General features: G+C 70.6%; 12 protein-coding genes. 5 read left to right on the top strand and 7 right to left on the bottom strand.

Going from position 1 to position 16,591, the window contains the following annotated elements:
- Positions 1-40 precede the first annotated feature (40 nt).
- Entirely contained in the window at positions 41-1,249 is a 1,209-nt protein-coding gene (gene coaBC / locus VMR06_RS05050; RefSeq protein WP_325373674.1) for a bifunctional phosphopantothenoylcysteine decarboxylase/phosphopantothenate--cysteine ligase CoaBC, read from the bottom strand.
- A gap of 117 nt (positions 1,250-1,366) precedes the next feature.
- Between coaBC and radC the strand changes: the two genes are divergently transcribed.
- From radC to VMR06_RS05030, 4 genes are all read left to right on the top strand, one after another.
- Positions 1,367-2,047, top strand: coding sequence for a RadC family protein (radC, locus tag VMR06_RS05045; protein ID WP_325373672.1), 681 nt, complete (start codon positions 1,367-1,369; stop codon positions 2,045-2,047).
- Between the two features lie 60 nt (positions 2,048-2,107).
- Positions 2,108-3,178 carry a hypothetical protein gene (locus VMR06_RS05040; protein ID WP_325373671.1) on the top strand — a complete coding sequence of 357 codons (1,071 nt, stop codon included), beginning with the start codon at positions 2,108-2,110 and terminating at the stop codon, positions 3,176-3,178.
- Between the two features lie 273 nt (positions 3,179-3,451).
- Positions 3,452-5,179, top strand: coding sequence for an arginine--tRNA ligase (gene argS / locus VMR06_RS05035; RefSeq protein ID WP_325373669.1), 1,728 nt, complete (start codon positions 3,452-3,454; stop codon positions 5,177-5,179).
- Positions 5,179-5,802, top strand: coding sequence for an SPOR domain-containing protein (locus VMR06_RS05030; RefSeq protein ID WP_325373667.1), 624 nt, complete (start codon positions 5,179-5,181; stop codon positions 5,800-5,802). Before argS ends, VMR06_RS05030 begins: the two co-directional genes overlap by 1 nt.
- 405 nt (positions 5,803-6,207) lie before the next feature.
- On the opposite strand, the gene VMR06_RS05025 is transcribed toward VMR06_RS05030, so the two are convergent.
- From VMR06_RS05025 to speA, 4 genes are all read right to left on the bottom strand, one after another.
- Entirely contained in the window at positions 6,208-7,527 is a 1,320-nt protein-coding gene (locus VMR06_RS05025; protein WP_325373665.1) for a PQQ-dependent sugar dehydrogenase, read from the bottom strand.
- A gap of 302 nt (positions 7,528-7,829) precedes the next feature.
- Positions 7,830-9,086, bottom strand: coding sequence for a PQQ-dependent sugar dehydrogenase (locus VMR06_RS05020; protein ID WP_325373663.1), 1,257 nt, complete (start codon positions 9,084-9,086; stop codon positions 7,830-7,832).
- A 66-nt stretch (positions 9,087-9,152) separates the two neighbouring features.
- Positions 9,153-10,028: an NAD(P)-dependent oxidoreductase gene (locus tag VMR06_RS05015; protein WP_325373661.1), complete on the bottom strand. Its 876-nt coding sequence runs from the start codon at positions 10,026-10,028 to the stop codon at positions 9,153-9,155.
- A 27-nt stretch (positions 10,029-10,055) separates the two neighbouring features.
- Positions 10,056-11,942 carry a biosynthetic arginine decarboxylase gene (gene speA / locus VMR06_RS05010; protein ID WP_325373659.1) on the bottom strand — a complete coding sequence of 629 codons (1,887 nt, stop codon included), beginning with the start codon at positions 11,940-11,942 and terminating at the stop codon, positions 10,056-10,058.
- Positions 11,943-12,092: 150 nt separating this feature from the next.
- Here speA and speE point away from each other — a divergent pair, with 150 nt between their 5' ends.
- Entirely contained in the window at positions 12,093-12,950 is an 858-nt protein-coding gene (gene speE, locus VMR06_RS05005) for a polyamine aminopropyltransferase (protein ID WP_325373657.1), read from the top strand.
- Positions 12,951-13,040: 90 nt separating this feature from the next.
- Here speE and VMR06_RS05000 read toward each other — a convergent pair whose 3' ends face one another.
- Both VMR06_RS05000 and pepN read right to left on the bottom strand, forming a co-directional pair.
- Positions 13,041-13,814: a hypothetical protein gene (locus tag VMR06_RS05000; RefSeq protein WP_325373654.1), complete on the bottom strand. Its 774-nt coding sequence runs from the start codon at positions 13,812-13,814 to the stop codon at positions 13,041-13,043.
- Between the two features lie 65 nt (positions 13,815-13,879).
- On the bottom strand, positions 13,880-16,501 hold the full coding sequence (pepN, locus tag VMR06_RS04995; protein WP_325373652.1) for an aminopeptidase N: 2,622 nt from the start codon (positions 16,499-16,501) through the stop codon (positions 13,880-13,882).
- Positions 16,502-16,591: the final 90 nt, after the last annotated feature.

The raw sequence follows: 16,591 nt of genomic DNA, 5'->3' as shown, positions 1-16,591 counted from the left end.
CGATGCCGGCCTTGCCGGGCATTGCCGCGATCCGCCGCGATCAGCGCGCGCGGTAGCGTTCGGCGATGCGCTCGATCAGCTGGCCGGCCAGCACGTCCTTGCCGGCGCGCGTCAGCTCTTCGCGGCCGCCGTTCTCCCACAGCAGCAGCAGCGCGTTCTCGGCGCACTCGAAGCCGACGTTGTCGGCGACGAGGTTGGCGGCGATCAGATCGAGCTTCTTGCGCTCGAGCTTGGCCCGCGCATAGGCCTCGACGTTGTCGGTCTCCGCGGCGAACCCGACCACGAACGGCCGGTCGGGCAGCGCCGCGACGTCGGCCAGGATGTCCGCGTTCTGCACCAGCGTCAGCGCGATCGCCTCGCCGGTCTTCTTGAGCTTGGACGGCGAGACGCGTTCGGGCCGATAGTCGGCGACGGCGGCAGTCGCGATGAAGATGTCGGCGCGCGGTGCCTCGGCCAGTACCGCCGCATGCATCTGCGCGGCGCTGCGCACGTCGATGCGGCGCACGCCGGCCGGCGTCGGCAGCGAGACCGGACCGGCGACGAGGGTGACCTCGGCGCCCTGCGCCGCGGCCGCAGCGGCGACGGCGAATCCCATCCGGCCCGAGCTGCGGTTGCCGATGAAGCGGACCGGATCGATCGGCTCGTGGGTCGGACCGGCGTCGACCAGCACGCGCCTGCCGCGCAGCAGATCGCCGCGCCGCGCGTCGGCGGCCAGCGCCGCGACGATGTCCTCCGGCTCGGACATGCGGCCCGCGCCGACGTCGCCGCAGGCCTGATCGCCGACGCCGGGCCCGATGATCCGCATGCCGCGGCCGCGCAGCAGCGCGACATTGGCCTGCGTGGCCGGCTGCGCCCACATCTGCTGGTTCATCGCCGGCGCGATCGCGACCGGTGCCGCGCTCGCCAGGCACAGCGTGGTCAGCAGATCGTCGGCGTGCCCATGCGCGAGCCGCGCGATCAGATCGGCCGACGCCGGCGCGATCACGATGCGGTCGGCCCAGCGCGCCAGCTCGATGTGGCCCATCGCGGCCTCGGCGGCCTCGTCCCAGAGGCCGGTGCGCACGGTGCGCCCGGACAGGGCCTGGAACGTGAGCGCGGTGACGAAACGGGCGGCATTCTCGGTCAGCACGACCTGCACCTCGGCACCGGCCTCGACGAGGCGCCGTAACAGATAGGCCGCCTTGTAGGCCGCGATGCCGCCGGACACGCCGAGCAGCACGCGCACGGACGCCAAGCTCGCAGTTGCCATGTACGAAAAATCCGACCGGATTGCCGGCGCCTAGCTTACTCAAAATCGGCCGCCGCGACGGCGGTCGGGTCCGGCAGCGCCCGCTACAGTGGCTGCAAACGGTCGGAAGGAGCAAGCGTGCGGATCATCGAACTGCCGGGCAAGGAGCGCCCCCGCGAGAAACTGCTCGCGCGCGGCGCACCGTTGCTGTCCGACGCCGAACTGCTGGCGGTCTTCCTCGGCTCCGGCCATTCGGGGCGCAATGCGGTGGAGGTCGCACGCATATGGCTGCGCGCAGCCGGCGGCGTATGCGACCTACTCGACGCGCCGCGATCGACGCGTCCGACCGGCGACGGCCCCTCGATCGGACTGGTGACCTGGTGCCGGCTGCAGGCCGGCCTCGAACTCGGCAAGCGCTATCTCGACGAGCGCATGCGCCGCTCGACGACGCTCGGCGACGCCGATGCCGCCGCGCACTACCTGCGCTCGCAGCTGTCGAGCTATCCGTTCGAGGTCTTCGCGTGCTTGTTCCTCGACAACCGGCATCGCGTGATCGGATTCGAGAAACTGTTCCAGGGCACGGTCGCGGCCGCCAACGTGCATCCGCGCGAGGTCGTGCGCCGCTGTCTGGCGCTCAACGCGGCCGCGGTGATCTTCGCGCACAACCATCCGTCCGGCGAATCGGAGCCGAGCGCCGCGGACCGCGCGATCACCTTGCGCCTGCGCGACGTGCTCGACCTGATCGACGTGCGCGTGCTCGACCACTTCGTGATCGGCCGCGGCGCGCCGGTCTCGCTGGCGCGGCGCGGCCTGATCTGAGACGCGCGTCGCCGCGCCCCCGCCTATACTGCGCGCTCCCGAGGCAGACATGGAGCGTGCGTGCTACCGGCGTTTCCGCGGTCCTTCCCACCCGATGACGTCGAAGCGCGGATCGCCAGCGTCGACGATGCGCGCCGCCTGTCGCGACCCGACGCCGCGCGACTGGAGCACCTGCTGGCGGAACGGCTCGGACCGCTGCTGCCGTTCGCCGGCCCGCAGGCCGACCGGCTGCCGCGCGTGGCCGACGCGATCGTGCTGGCACATGCCCGCACCAGCGTGCGCCACGGCCGGCTCGGCGAGGACTACCACGCCTATCACTGCGAGGACCACATCCTCGAGATCCTCGACGGCCGGATCGGGCGCCTGCTCGCCGATGGCGGACTGCACGCGCTCGGCTGGCGCGACTGGTGCGCACTGGCGCTGTTCGCCGCGATGCACGACCTGCGCCAGCGCGAGGCGCCGCAGCGCGACGAGCGAATCGGCGCCAACGAGCGCGCCAGCATCGAGGAGGCCTGGCGCATCCTCGACGTCTGCGGCTTCTCGCGGCCCGACGACCAGGATTTCTACGTCGACCTCGCGCTGATGATCGGCGGCAGCACGTTCGATGCACGGGGCTCCTCGGGCGGCCCCGTGCCCAATGCCGCCGAGATGCTGCAGACCGGTGGTGCGCTGGCGCCGAGCCTGCCAGCCTATCTGGACCTGCACGACCCGCACTGGCGCGAGCGCCCGCACTGGAGCCGAGCCGCGCAGCTGGCGCTGATCGCGGCCGACCTGGACACCGCCAACGTCGCCGAGCCGTTCATCTCGTTCCTCGCCAGCGGCGAACGGCTGTGCCGCGAGCGCGAAATGCTGTGCGGGCGGCGTCTCGATGCCGCCGACAGCGCGACGCCGGTGCTGCGCTTCCTGACCGACGCACAGGAGGCCTATTTCTTCGACCTGCACCGCTTCCACTCCCAGGCCGGACGCAACGCGTTCGCCGCCGGCAAACACGACAACGCCCCGCGCCTGAGGGCTCTGTGCGCCGGCGTACGGGCGCGCGTGGCGGCCGGCGCCGCCCCGGCGACCGGCGAGGCAGCCATCGCGCTGTACCGCTCGCTCGGTGCGGCGCTGGCCGCCCGGCCCGGCGGCTGACCGGGCCGTGTCCGGCCGCGCCCGCCGCACTTATTCACAAACCGCCCCCGCTCCGCGACTTTCGCGCGACTTCACATGCGGTTTCGCGAAGTCATCCGTATCCTTATGAAATAGATGAGTTTTATAGCTGACATCTCGATCAGCTCGCGGCCCGGCGGCCATCTTGTCCGCGAAATCGGCGCGATCGGCGACACTCACCCACAGACTTATCCACAGGATCGCGATCCGCGTCCCTGCCCTACAATAGGGCCGCTTCTTCGAACGGCTTCCATCGTGAAACAAGACCTGCGTGACTGGATCCTTCAGGCGCTGACCGCCCTGCAGGCCGGAGGCTCATTGCCTGCCGGCGACCTCCCCGATTTCGTCGTCGAGCGCACCAAGAGCCGCGATCACGGCGATTTCGCCACCAATGCCGCCCTGCTGCTGGCCAAGGCCGCCGGCAGCAAGCCGCGCGACCTGGCCGCCGCGCTCGTCGCCGCCCTGCCGGCGCGTGCCGGCATCGCGCGGGTCGACATCGCCGGCCCCGGCTTCATCAACATCGCGCTGGACGGCGCCGCGTACGCGCAGGAACTGCGCACGATCCTCGAGCGCGGCGACGCCTACGGCCGCAACGGCAGCGGCCGCGGACGCCCGGTCCAGATCGAGTTCGTATCGGCCAACCCGACCGGACCGCTGCACGTCGGTCATGGCCGCGGCGCGGCCGTCGGCGACAGCCTGGCGCGTGTGCTCGAAGCCAACGGCTGGGCGGTGACGCGCGAGTTCTACTACAACGATGCCGGCGCCCAGATCGCCAATCTGGCCCTGTCGGTGCAGGCACGCAGCCGCGGTCTGACGCCCGACCACGCCGATTGGCCGGCCGACGGCTACCGCGGCGACTACATCCTCGACGTCGCGCGCGACTACATGGCCGGCGCGACCGTCCACGCCGACGGCCAGGACGTCCGCGGCGCCGCCGACAGCGACGATCTCGACGCGATCCGGCGCTTCGCGGTGGCCTGGCTGCGGCGTGAGCAGGACCTGGACCTGCGTGCGTTCGGCGTGGTCTTCGACGTCTACTTCCTGGAGTCCTCGCTGTATGCCGACGGCAAGGTCGAGGCCACCGTGCGCGACCTGATCGCGGCCGGCCACACCTACGAGCAGGACGGCGCGCTCTGGCTGAAGACCACCGACTTCGGCGACGACAAGGATCGCGTCATGCGCAAGAGCGAGGGCGGCTACACCTATTTCGTGCCGGACGTGGCCTATCACGTCGACAAGTGGCGGCGCGGCTTCCAGCGCGTCGTCAACGAGCAGGGCGCGGACCATCACTCGACGATCACGCGCGTGCGTGCCGGCCTGCAGGCGCTCGACATCGGCATCCCGAAGGGCTGGCCCGAGTACGTGCTGCACCAGATGGTGACGGTCATGCGCGGCGGCGAGGAGGTCAAGCTGTCCAAGCGCGCCGGCAGCTACGTCACGGTGCGCGACCTGATCGACGAGGTCGGCCGCGATGCGACGCGCTACTTCCTGATCGCGCGCAAGACCGATTCGCAGCTGGTCTTCGACATCGACCTGGCGCGCGCGCAGACCAACGACAATCCGGTGTTCTACATCCAGTACGCGCACGCCCGCGTGTGCAGCGTGCGACGGCAGCTGGCCGAGCGCGGCCTGAGCTGGGACCGGCCCAACGGCCTGGCGCATCTGGACCGGCTCGCCGAGCCGCACGAACAGGCGCTGCTGCTGGAGCTGTCGCGTTTCCCCGAAGTCGTCGAGGCCGCGGCCGTGCATCTGGATCCGCAGCTCGTCGCGCAGTACCTGCGCGATCTCGCGGCCGCGTTCCACGCCTGGTACAACGCTCACCATTTCATCGTCGACGACGCCGACCTGCGCGATGCACGACTCAGCCTCGCCGAGGGCACGCGTCAGGTGCTCGCCAACGGGCTCGATCTGCTCGGCCTGTCGGCGCCGGAGGCGATGCTGCGCGATGATTCAGTCGGCCTGGCGGCCGCGGAGACCGTTTGATGGCGACTCGGCGCAAGGGAAAACAAGCCACGCGCGGCTCGTCGCGCTCGTCCTGGCCGGTCTGGGTCTGGGTCGGCCTGGGCATGCTGCTCGGCATCGGGCTGATGCTGGTCGTGCTCGGCAAGGACTGGGCCCCGCTGCTGCGCAAGCAGAGCCTGCCGCAGCCCAACCCCGAGGCGACCGCACCGCGCGCCGGCGACGCCGGCATCGCCGAGGACGGCAAGGGCAAGCCGCGCAAGACCTACGACTTCTACCAGGTGCTGCCGGAGAAGGAGGTCGTGATCCCCGACGCCGAGCTGACCGCGCGCGCGCGCGCCGAGCAGCAGGCCAAGGCCGCCCAGGCGCAGCAGCCGGCGACGCCGTCGGCCACACCGGCGGCACCGGGCACGCGCTACATGCTGCAGACCGGATCCTATCCCGACGCGCGCGCAGCCGACGAGGTCAAGGCCAAGCTGGCCCTGCTCGGCTTCGTCGCTCAGGTGCAGCCGGTCTCGATCAACGGCAAGACCTGGAACCGCGTCCGGCTCGGCCCGTATCCGAGCGCGAGCGAACTGGAGGACGCCAAGCGCGCCCTCGCCGACAACGGCATCAACGCGATCGCGCTGAAGGAAAACGCGCAGTAGGCGCCCCCGTGCTTGCGCGACGGCCGCCCCGCTCCCCGAGACGGGCGGCGGCGCTCGCCGGTGATCGGCGCACGACCATGCGCACGACTTCCTCGTCCTTCATCTCGGCGCGGAACGAGCAGCCGACGCCGCGATAGGTGCAGGGCGTGATCGTGCTGTGCTCGACTCGGCCTGGCCGAGCGCGATCGGCGATTTCAAGATCGCGTCCGAGCAGGACGCGCAGGACGCGCAAGCGCCGCAGGAGACGCATTCGGACGCCGGTCCACCTGGCGTCCACCTGGCACCGACGAGATGCCGACCGGCTTGGGTCGGGGTCGGTATCGAACCGGATCGGTATCGAGTGGCGTCACGCGCGGTGCGCGTGACGCCACCGATGATCCCGGTGGCGCCGGGACCGCTACGGCATCACTCGAAGTCGTCGGCGAAGATCACATCGGCATCGTGTTCGATGTCGATGCGCCAGACCGTGCCGTTGGAGCGGGTGATATAGACGTTGCCGGCCTCGTCCTCGCCGAAGCCGTAGACGTTGCCGCTGGCCGAGCTGGTCTGGCGGATGCCGTCGGCATCCCAGACCGGACCCGAGGCCGTCGCATACCACAGCGCGCTCGAGCACGAGTCGCCGTAGAAGTAGGTGCCGTGGAACGCGGTCGCCGGACCGCGGTAGACATAGCCGCCGCTGACCGCGCAGCCATTGGCATGGCTGTATTCGATGGCCGGCGCGATCGTGCCGGTCGTGGCCGGACAGGTCGTGCCGGAACCGGACGCGTCGAAGTAGTGCCGGCCCTCGCAGCGGCTCCAGCCGTGGTCGCCGCCGCCGACACCGGCCGGCTGCACGGTGATCTCCTCGTACTGGTTCTGGCCGACGTCGCCGATGACCAGGTCGCCGGTGCCGCGGTCGAAGCTCATGCGCCACGGATTGCGGAAGCCGTGCGCCCAGATCTCGTCGCAGGTATCGGTGGTCGAGGCGTGCGGATTGCTGGTCGGGATCGAATACTCGGCCGGTGCGATGCCGTTGGAGCCGCACATCTCCGCGTCGACCGCGCCGCCGCGGTTGTCGACGTCGATGCGCAGGATCTTGCCGAGCAGGTAGTACTGCGTACCGCCGCTGTCGCCGCAGGCGCTCGCCGAGGTCGCCGGCTTCTTCCACAGGCACTCGGCCAGGTGGTACGGATTGTTCTGCGCGCCGCTGTCGCCCGAGGAGATGTAGAGATAGCCGTCGGGGCCGAAGTGGATGTCGCCGCCGTTGTGGTTGCTCGCCAGATCCGGAATGCGCAGCACCAGGGTGCCGGTCGGGTTGGCCACGTCCGAATCGTGGGTCGGAACCGTGTAGCGCGCGACCACCTGATCGGGCGACGAGCCCAGGCGCGGATCGCCGGTCGGTCGCGTGTAGAACACGTAGAACTCGGTGTTGTGCGGCAGGTCGGGCTTGCCGAAGTTCGGATGGAAGGCCAGGCCGAGCAGGCCCGACTCGCCGGAGAAGTTGACCGGCACGGTCAGGAACGGCGTCGGCAGCATCGCGCCGTCCTTGAACACGCGGATCTCGCCGCCCTGCTTGACGATGAACAGGCGGCCGCTGCCGTCGTGAGGCGCGCGCAGCGCGACCGGAGCCGAGTAGGAGCCGGGGATCTGGGTCAGCGTGACGCCGGGGATGTCCTGGGCGGCTGCGCCCGTCACGGCACCGGCGCCGACCAGCAGCCCTGCGAGCAGTCGAATCATCTTGCGCATGAACGTACTCCGTCGATCAGAAAGGGGCCACCGTCGAGGCGGCGAGACATTCGGCGAGGCGCACGCGCCGGACCTCGACGTCGCGCCGGCTGGGGCGGCACCGCGCGTGGGTGCGATGTCCGCCGCGACGCGACCGTCCGGGCCGCGCGATGTCGCGAGGATGTTCGCATGTCCAGCCGCATGACCGCACCGAGCCGAAGACACAACGGTTTCTACCGCTTGCACCCGACCCTCGCCACCGCGCCTGCGCGCAAGTGTGACCCAGATCGCGCCGGCGGCACCGGCCGGGCGATCATACCGGCCTATTCGAAGCTGGAGCTGAAGATCGTGTCGTCGCCCTTCTCGTCGGAGCGGAAGCGGTAGATGCGGCCGTTCTGGTGGTCGACCAGATAGAGCTGGCCGTCCTCGGCCTCGCCGAACGCGGCGACGGTGCCGTAACCGGGCGCGATGCCGGACGGGAACGGCGCGTAGCTCCAGGCGCCGCCGCTGCCCTGGCTGCCGAGCAGGACCTCGCTCGAACACGAGTCGCCGAACACGTAGACGCCACGCAGGCCGACGATCGGACCGCGATAGCGGACGCCGCCGGTGATCGCGCAGCGCAGGTTCTGGCCGCCCGGATACTCGAAGACCGGCGGCGCCGTACCGGTCTGCGCCGGGCAGTTGTCATTGCCGGTCGGCGGGTAGTACTGGCTGGCCTGGCAGGTCGGATAGCCGAAGTTGCGGTTGCCGCCGGCGACGTAGCGGTCGATCTCCTCCCGGTTGACGCCGACGTCGCCGATCCACAGGTCGCCGGTCGTGCGATCGATGCTGAAGCGCCAAGGATTGCGCAGCCCGTGCAGCCAGATCTCGGCGCACTGGCCGCTGCCGGTGAACGGATTGCCGGCCGGGATCGAATACTCGGCCGGCTGGCCGGGCGTCGCCCCGCACATGGCCGCCGAGGCCGAGGCGGCCGGGGTGCGCACGTCGAGCCGCAGGAGCTTGCCGAGCAGGTTGTCGAGCGCCTGCGAATGGCCGTGCTCGTTCGGCTCGCCGCCGCCGGCGCCGGTGCTCCAGTACAGGTAGCCGTCGGCGCCGAAGTGGATGTCGCCGCCGTTGTGGTTGAAGCTGAGGTCCGGGATGCGCAGCACGCGCGCCTCGCTGCCGGAGAACACGTTGGCCGCCGGATTGCTCGCAACCAAGCGGCGCAGGATCAGGCCGCGCTGCTCGGCGGCCGGGCCGCCGTAGACGATGTACAGCGTGCCGTTGCTGGCGAACGCCGGATCGAACGCGATGCCGAGCAGGCCCTGTTCGACGTCGCCGGTGTTGACATCGCGCGTGTAGAACGGCGTCGGCAGCAGGCTGCCGCCGGCGGTCAGCACGCGGATGCGGCCCTCGCGTTCGAGGATGAACATCCGGCCGCTGCCGTCACGCGGACTGGCGATCGCAGTCGGATTGGTCAGGCCGGACGTGACGACCGGCTCGAGCGCCAGATCGGCCGGCACCTGGGCACGGGCGGCGCCCATCCCGATGATGCCGATACACGACGCCAGCGCCATGCGGACGAACGGATGCTCAAACACGGCGACGCTCCTTGGTCAAATTATGTGAATTCTGTCACACAATTTGATGGACCGGCGTCCCCCCGATCAGGCGCCGGATGGCCGCCGCTTGAGCCGGATCAGCGCCGAGATGTCCTCGTCGCCATGGCCCTGCGCCATCAGCACGGCGTAGTCGGCCAGCGCCTTCTCGATCACGCTGCGGTCGGTCCCGGCGCCGCGCGCGAGTTCGCGCACGATCTTGAGGTCCTTGTGCAGCAGGGCCAGCTTGAAGCCGACCGAGAACTCGTCGCGCAGCATCGTCGCGCCGCGCTTGTCGAGGAACCAGTTGCCGGCGGCACCGGCCGACAGCGTCGGAATCAGCGTCTGCGCATCGAGGCCGAGCGCGTCGGCCAGCGCAAGCCCCTCGCAGACCGCCGCCGCGATGCCGGCGACCAGCACCTGATTGACCGCCTTGGCGTTCTGCCCGGCGCCGACCGGGCCGAGGTGGCTGATCTTGGCCGCGTAGCACGCGAGCAGCGGGCGCACGCGCTCGACCGCCGCGGCCTCGCCGCCGACCATGATCGACAGCCGGCCGTGGATCGCGCCCTCGACGCCGCCGGACACCGGCGCGTCGACGAAATCGCCGCCGGCCGCACGCAGGCGCCGCTGCGCCTCCTGCGCGGTGACCGAGGACACCGTCGAATGGTCGACGACGACGAGGCCGGGCGCGGCATGTTGCGCGATCACGTCGACGTCGGCGAGCACGTCGGCATCGGCCGGCACGCACAGCGCGATCACGTCGCAGCGCGCGGCCAGCTCGGCGAGTCCGGCGACCGGTGCGATCGCCCAGCCGTGCGCCGCCGCCGCGGCCTTGTCGGCGCTGCGCGTCCATACCGCGCGCAGCAGACCGGCCTGCGCCAGATGACCGGCCATCGGCCGTCCCATCGCGCCGAGCCCGACGAAACCCGCGTTCAATTCGCTCATCGTGAGGTCTTCCGGTGGGCCGCGCACTCAGGCGTCTTCGGCCAGATAGGTGTAGCCGGTCAGACCGGCCTCCAGCGCCGCCTCGATCGCCTCGGCCGGCGCGCCCGCAAGTCCGGCCGCCGCGATCTTGTCGCGATAGGCCGCGCGCAGCTCGCCGAGGTCGTAGCCGACGTAGTCGAGCATCAGGTCGGTGGTGTCGCCGCGGCGCAGATGCGAGAACGCGTAACCGTCGGCGCTCAGCCGCACGTTGACCGCATCGGTATCGCCGAACAGGTTGTGGATGTCGCCGAGCGTTTCCTGATACGCGCCGACCATGAACAGGCCGAGCAGATACGGCTCGCCGTCCTCGATCGCGTGCAGCGGCAGGCTGACGTCGATGCCGTCGGCGTCGACGTAGCGGTCGATGCGGCCGTCCGAATCGCAGGTGAGATCGGCGATCACGCCGCGGCGCTCGGGACGCCGGTCCAGATGGGCGATCGGCACGATCGGGAACACCTGGTCGATCGCCCAGATGTCGGGCGCCGACTCGAACACCGAGAAATTGACGAAATACTTGTCGACCAGGGTCTCGTTGAGCTCGTCGAGCACCTGCCGGTGCGAGCGCTCGTCGGACTTGAGCTGCTCGCGCACCGCGTTGACGATCACGTAGTACAGATCGTCGAGCTGGGCGCGGTCGGCCAGCGACAGCTGGCCGAGCGCGTACAGCGACTGGCCCTCGGACAGATGGTACTGCGCCTCGTGGTAGAGCTCGGTCGCGGGCCGCCGGCCGATCTCGGCCTGCACCTCGCGCAGGCGGCGCAGCACGGCCGGCTCGTCGTCGCGCTCGGCCGGCACCGATCCGGCCGGCGCCTGCTCGACCTCGCTGACGTTGACGACCAGCACCGCATGGTGCGCGGTCAGCGCGCGTCCCGACTCGGTCAGCACGTGCGGTGGCGTCAGACCGTTGGCCGCGCAGGCCTCGGCGAGCGCGCCGACGACGCTCGAGGCGTACTGGTCCAGTCCGTAATTGATCGAGCAGTCCGACCGCGAGCGCGTGCCCTCGTAGTCGACGCCGAGTCCGCCGCCGACGTCCATGTAGCGGATCGGCAGGCCGAGCTGCGAGAGCTCGACGAAATAGCGCACCGCCTCGCGCATGCCGCGCGCGATGTCGCGCACGTTGGACATCTGCGAGCCCATGTGGAAGTGCAGCAGCTTGAGCGTGTCGGAGAGACCGGCGGTCTTGAGCTCGTCGATCAGCGTCAGCAGCTGGCGCGGCGTCAGGCCGAACTTGGCCTTGTCGCCGCCGGAGTTCTGCCACTTGCCGGCGCCCAGACTCTTCAGGCGCATGCGCACGCCGAGCAGCGGCTCGACGCCGAGCGCGGCGGCCTCCTCGATCACGTAGCGCAGCTCGGACGGCTTCTCGACGACGATGAAGATCTCCAGGCCGAGCCTGCGGCCGATCAGCGCGAGGCGGATGTATTCGCGGTCCTTGTAGCCGTTGCAGATGACGATGCTGCCGCGCCGCGCCAGCGCGAGCACCGCCATCAGCTCGGGCTTGGAACCGGCCTCCAGACCGAATCCCTCGCCGCCGTTGGCGGCGAGCTCGCCGGCGACGTTGCGCTGCTGGTTGACCTTGATCGGATAGATCGAGGTGTAGCCGCCCGGATAGTCCCATTCGTGCATCGCCCGGGCGAAGGCCGCCTGCAGCCGCGCGCGGCGGTCGTTCAGGATGTCGGCGAAGCGCACCAGCAACGGCAGACGGCTGCCGCGCGCGCGCGCCTCGCGCACCACCTCGGCCAGATCGAGCGTCGGGCCGCCCTCGCCGCGCGGGCGCACCAGCACCGTGCCGCGCGGCCCGACGTCGAAGTACCCTTCGCTCCAGTGCGGGACCGAATAGGTATGGCGGGCGTCTTCGATGCTGAAGGGCGTCGTCATGCTGAGTGTCCGATATCCGGGAGCGGCCGCGGCGGCCGGAGCCGCCTATTGTAAGGGCGCCGCTGCGGCCGCGCGTCCACTGGCAATCGCGAACCGCTACAATCGCGCGCCTTTTCCCCGCGATCTTCGTCCGTTTCCGGAAAACACATCATGTCCAGCACCGAATCGAACTGGTTCACCGAAGCCTACGAGCCGTCCGGCTCGTCGATCGGGTTCCGCGTGACCGAGCGTCTGCATGCCGAGAAGACGCCGTTCCAGACCATCGAGATCTACGACTCGACCGACTGGGGCAAGTTGATGGTCATCGACGGCTGCATGATGCTGACCGCGCGTGACAATTTCCTCTATCACGAGATGATCGCGCACCCGGCGCTGTTCACGCACGCACGGGCCAAGCGCGTGGTCATCATCGGCGGCGGCGACTGCGGCACGCTGCGCGAGGTGCTGCGCCACGAGGAGGTCGAGCACGCGGTGCAGGTGGAGATCGACGAGCGCGTCACGCGCCTGGCCGAGAAGTACTTCCCCGAGCTGTGCGAAGCCAACGGCGATCCGCGCGCCGAGCTGCGCTTCGACGACGGCATCCGCTACATGGCCGAGTGCGAGCCCGAGTCGGTCGACGTCGTCATCGTCGACTCGACCGATCCGGTCGGCCCGGCCGAGGGCCTGTTCAACGCCGCGTTCTACGCGAGCTGCTTCAAGGCGCTGCGCCCGGCCGGCCTGCTCGTGCAGCAGAGCGAATCGCCGCTGGCGCACCTGGAGCTGATCAAGTCGATGCGGATCGCGATGCGCAGCGCCGGGTTCCAGGCCGTCAAGACGCTGCCGTTCCCGCAGCCGTGCTATCCGACCGGCTGGTGGAGCTGCACGATGGCACGCAAGGGCGCGGACCTGTCGGGCTTCCGCGAACGCGGCGCAGCGACCAAGCAGTTCGCGACGCGCTACTACAACGCCGACATCCACAGGGCCGCCCTGGCCCTGCCGGAGTTCATGCGCGAGGCGCTCGGCGAGTAAGCCGCACGCTCGGAACGACAAAACGCCGCAGGCTTGCGCCTGCGGCGTTCTTGTTTCGGGCGAGCGGAGCGGCAGCGAACCGTCCGGCGCTCAGCGGCCACCCTTGCCGCGCGATGCCGGTGCCGATTCGATCCGTGCGGGCGGCGCCGAACGTACCGGCGGCGGGGCCGAGCGCATCGGCGGCGCGGACTGGAAGCGCGGCTGCGCGCGCGGCGCGGCCGTCGGCGCGATCGGCCGGGCCGACGGACCGATGCTGCGGTTGAGCCAGCCGTCGTCGGCCTGCACCGGTGCGCGGCGCACACCGCGCGCTGCCGGCGGCGCCGCGATCGTCGAGCGCTCGCGATATGCCGGCGCCATGCCGCTGCGGTTCAGTCCGCGCTCGGGCGGCACCGAGATCCAGCTCGATGCGCCCGGCGTACGGCCCTCGCCGTCGCGCGTGTAGCCGGCCATGCGCGCGCGTTCGCGCTCGACCATGTCCTCGTCGCGGCGCGGTCCGCGCGGTTCGGGCTTGTAGTAAACCCACGGATAGCCCCAGCCGTAACCCCAGCCGTAGCCATAGCCCGGATAGCCCCAGGCGCTGCCGGGGTAGCCCCAGCCGGCATAGCCGAGGCCCCAGCTGTACGGCGAGCACGCGCCGAGCACGTACGGATACGGGCAGTAGCCGTAGCTGCTCCAGCCGCCCCAGCCGTGCCCGTAGCCATAGGCGCCGAAGCCGCCGACGTAGGCGGGCGCGCTGCCGGCGTAATAGTCGCCCGAATCCGCGACCGTGCCTTCGGGTTCGTCGCCGTAGTAGTAGGTGTAGCTCGGGGTGGTCGCGCAGCCGGCCAGCAGGACGACGGCCAGGGCGAGAGCGAGTCGGATCATGATGCACCTCCGCGTATTGCCGTTCCGATCATAGTCGAAGGCCCGACAAGCCGCGCTGAAGCGCGCTAGGCCAGGCTGCGGTCGAGGATGTCGGACAGGTCCGCCGATACATGGGGGCGCGCGCGCAGCCGTTCAATCGCATGGCGCATCTGCGCGCGCCGTACCGGCTCGTAGCGGCGCCAGCCGCCGAGGCTGGTCGCCAGACGCGCCGCGACCTGCGGCGTCAATGCGTCGACGCGCGCGATCGATTCGGCGATCAGGTGATAGCCGGCGCCGTCGACGCGGTGGAAACCACGCGGATTGCGCAACGCGAACGTCAGCAGCAGGGCGTAGACCTTGTTCGGATTCTCCCAGCGGAACGCCGGATGCGCCGTCAGCGCGGCCACGCGCTCGACCGCGTCGTCGTGGGCGACCGTCGCCTGAAGGCTGAACCATTTGTCGATGACCAGCGGGCGGTCCGCATGGCGCTGCGCGAACGCGTCGAGCGCCTCGGGCGCATCGGGTGCCTGCGCCTGCAGCAGACATGCCAGCGCGGCCAGCCGGTCGGTCAGATTGGCGGCCTGCCGCCATTGCGTGCGCGCGAGCTCCAGATACCGCGGCGCCGCACGCGCGAGCAGCGTCAGACAGCGATTGCGCAGCCGGCGCCGCGCCTGGCTCGCCGGGTCGACCGCAGCGGCGGCGATCGTCTCCAGCGCGGCGTAGCGGGCCGCCAGCTGCGGCTCGAGCGCATCGGCCAGGCGCGCCTCCAGCTGCGAGCGCGCCGCGTGCACGGCCTCCGGATCGATCCGCTGCAGGCCTTCGGACAGCGTCGTCTCGTCGGGCAGGGTCAGCACCTCGGCGATCAGCGCCGGGTCGGCCGAAGCGTCGCCGAGGAGGCCGGCGAGCGCGTCGAGCCAGGCGTCGTGCACGGCGGACCGCGTGTCGCCTTGCAGTGCATCGGCGAACAGTCGCCGCACCAGGGTGTCGACCGCCAGCCAGCGGTTGAAGCCGTCGTCCTCGTGCCGCGCCAGCACGGCCAGATCCGACGGGTCGGCGGTCTGAGCGAGCCGGACCGGTGCCGAGTAGCCGCGCAGCAGCGAGACCACCGGCGCCGCGGCGCCGACCTCGAAGGTCCAGGTCGCCTCGGCGCGGTCGAGCACGATCACGCCGTCGCCGGACAGCGGCGAAGGGCCGCTCGCCTGAGCCGCCAGACGCCTGCCGCCGCGGTCGAACAGCGCCAGCGCGACCGGAATCGGCAGCGGCCGGCCCGGCCCCGCCTGCGGCAGGTGCTGGCGCAGCGTCAGCGCATAGCGCCCGCTCGCCGCGTCGTGGCGGCCCTCGGCGCTCAGCTCGGGCGTGCCGGCCTGTTCGTACCAGGCCAGCCACGGCGAAAGGTCGCGGCCATTGGCCTCGCCGAGCGCGGCGAGAAAATCCTCGATCGTCGCGGCCCGTCCGTCGTGCCGCTCGAAATACCGATCCAGGCCGCGCCGGAAGCCGTCGCGGCCGAGCGCGGTCGCCAGCATGCGCACAATCTCGGCGCCCTTCTCGTAGACCGTGGCCGTATAGAAATTGTCGATCGCGCTGTACTGCGCGGGCCGCACCGGATGCGACAAGGGACCTGCGTCCTCCGGGAACTGCGCGCGCCACAGCGTGCGTACGTCCTCGATGCGGCGCAGCGTGCGCGAGGCCACGTCGGACTCGAATTCCTGCTCGCGGTAGACCGTCAGCCCTTCCTTGAGGCTGAGCTGGAACCAGTCGCGGCAGGTCACGCGGTTGCCGCTCCAGTTGTGGAAGTACTCGTGGCCGACCACCGCCAGCACGTGCCTGAAGTCCTCGTCGGTGGCCTCGTCGACGTCGGCGAGCAGATACTTGGAATTGAAGATGTTCAGGCCCTTGTTCTCCATGGCCCCCATCGTGAAGTCGTGCGTGGCGACGACGTGGAATACGTCCAGGTCGTAGCAGCGTCCGAAACGCTGCTCGTCCCAGCGCATCGCGGTCTCGATGCAGTCCAGCGCCCAGCGGCACTGCGCGATCGCATCGGCCTGCGCGTGCACGACGATCCGCACCTGGCGTCCCTCGGCGGTCACGAACGGCTTCTCGATCCGCTCCAGCCGGCCGGCGACCAGCGCGAACAGGTAGCACGGCTTGGGATGCGGGTCGACGAAGCGCGCCCAGTGGCGGCCGCCGTCGTCCTCTCCGGCCGCGACCGCGTTGCCGTTGGCGAGCAGCACCGGATAGCGCGCGCGATCGGCGCGCAGCGTGACCGTGTAGCGGGCCAGGACGTCCGGGCGGTCCGGGAACCAGGTGATGCGCCGGAAACCCTCGGCCTCGCATTGCGTCAGCAGGAAGCCGTTCGCGGCACCGCCGCTGAGGTACAGGCCCTGCAGCGCCGTATTGGCGGCCGGGCGGATGCGTGCGCGCGTGCGGATCGACGCCACCGGCGGCAGATCGAACACGGTCAGGCTGCGCGCGTCGAGCCGATAGACATCCGCTTCCAGCGGCCGGTCGTCGACCTGCAGCGACAGCAGCTCGAGCTGCTCGCCGTCCAGATGCAGGGGCGCGGCTGCATCGCCGTCGCGCTCGACGCGCAGGCAGGCCTCTACGATCGTCTCGGCCGGATCCAGATCGAAGATCAGCTCGACGTCGGTGACGCGCCAGTCGGGCGGTCGATAGTCGCCGAGTCGGACCGGCGTGGCGGCAGTGGACATGGAAAGGACGGCGCGATCGGCGGCAGGTCGTGGCGGTGCGCGGCCGCGCGCGGCGGCGGCCGCGGCACGAGGTGCGCGGCGGTCACACTA

The organism is Dokdonella sp. (assembly GCF_035511235.1).
GTDB lineage: Bacteria > Pseudomonadota > Gammaproteobacteria > Xanthomonadales > Rhodanobacteraceae > Dokdonella.
This window is presented reverse-complemented; position numbering and strand designations above follow the sequence as displayed.